Consider the following 1,323-nt stretch of genomic DNA (forward strand, 5'->3'; position numbering starts at 1 on the left):
GCCCGGCCCGGATCCGATTCCGCGCCCGCCGAGCCCGCCCGGCCCGGATCCGGTGCCCCCGCCGCCGAGCCCGCCCGGTCCCGATCCGGTGCCCGCCCCGCCGACTCCGCCCGGTCCCGGTGACCCGGTGCCCGTTCCGCCGGAGCCGCCGGGCCCCGACGTTCCCCCGCCGCCGATCCTTCGAGGTCTCAGCGCGGCACTCGATTTCGGCTCGGCTCGGACCGCGTCCTCGGTGTCACCGCGCCCCGAACTCGCGGCGCGGCCATAGGGAATCCGCGGCCATAGGGAATCAGGGAGGTCGGTTCTCTGGACCACCGCCCGGCCCCGCTGGGGCTTTGATCGTCAGCCGCCACTAACCGTTGCGGTCCACCTGGGCGCCTTCGTGCGCGGTCAGCAGGACGTGGTCGAGCCGGGTGCGCAACCGCACCTCGTCACCGGCCACCGTCGGCAGCGCGGCGACCACGCGTTCGGCGATGGCGCGTAGCTTCACGTTGGTCTCCTGCGAGCGCCACTGGAGTACCCGGAACGCCTGGTCGGCGCTGACGCTGTAGGCGAGCATCAACGCGCCTTTGGCCTGTTCGATCACCATGCGCGCCTCCAGCAGCACCGGCAGGGTGCTGTCGAGCGCCTCGCGCCGGTATTCGGCCGCGGTGTCGGACAGGTCGATGTAATAGCCCTCGGTGCCGATCACCGTCCCGTCCAGGTCGGCGAGCGGCTCCGACACGACCAGCACATCGCGCACCCGGCCGTGCGTATCGATGATGCGGTGGTGGCTGGAGAACGCGCCGCTGTCCTCGACCGAGGTGATCATGGCCGCGACCCGATCACGATCGTCGGGATGCTTGTGCGAGAGCAGCATTTCGGTCGTCGGCACGGTGCCGGGCTGGTAACCGTGCATCCGCGCGACCTCATCGGACCATTCCCATTGCCGGGTGGCGAATCGAAACCGGAATCGGCCGACCGTCAACGAGTCGCCGACCCCGACCACGCGTTCGACAAGCGCGCGCTCTGCGGTGGATGCGTTGTCCAGTTCGGTCATGCGTTGATTATTCACCCTGGACGCCGAGCCTGTTTGCACCTGACAGACCCGGGTAGGCCGTCGATGGGTCCCCAGGACGGCCCACGGCCACCGAGTGGCCGAGAAACAGCCTGAAAGGAATGTCATGGGTATCGCTGACAAGGCGAAGAACAAGGCCGAAGAGCTGGCAGGCAAGGCCAAGGAAGCCACCGGCCGCGCCACCGACGATCGCGATCTCGAGAACGAGGGTCGCGGCGAGCAGGCCAAGTCGAACCTGAAGGACGCAGGCGAGAAGGTCAAGGACG

Annotated in this window: 3 protein-coding genes; 2 read left to right on the forward strand and 1 reads right to left on the reverse strand. The window is 69.2% G+C overall.

Going from position 1 to position 1,323, the window contains the following annotated elements; all coding sequences use genetic code 11:
- Positions 1-268: hypothetical protein (locus ACFWF3_RS36115; protein WP_379318661.1), on the forward strand; the 268-nt coding region annotated here is incomplete at its 5' end.
- An 84-nt stretch (positions 269-352) separates the two neighbouring features.
- Here ACFWF3_RS36115 and ACFWF3_RS36120 read toward each other — a convergent pair.
- Positions 353-1,039, reverse strand: a complete 687-nt coding sequence (locus ACFWF3_RS36120; RefSeq protein WP_379318663.1) for a PAS and ANTAR domain-containing protein — start codon at positions 1,037-1,039, stop codon at positions 353-355.
- Between the two features lie 124 nt (positions 1,040-1,163).
- Here ACFWF3_RS36120 and ACFWF3_RS36125 point away from each other — a divergent pair.
- A partial coding sequence (locus ACFWF3_RS36125) for a CsbD family protein (protein ID WP_379318665.1) occupies positions 1,164-1,323 on the forward strand: 160 nt, incomplete at its 3' end.

This window comes from Nocardia sp. NPDC060220 (assembly GCF_042727815.1).
Classification (GTDB): domain Bacteria; phylum Actinomycetota; class Actinomycetes; order Mycobacteriales; family Mycobacteriaceae; genus Nocardia.

What these genes read in the sequence shown, in the direction of transcription:
- ACFWF3_RS36120 (WP_379318663.1), bottom strand. Translation starts at nt 1,039, where the DNA reads ATGACCGAACTGGACAACGCATCCACCGCAGAGCGCGCGCTTGTCGAA.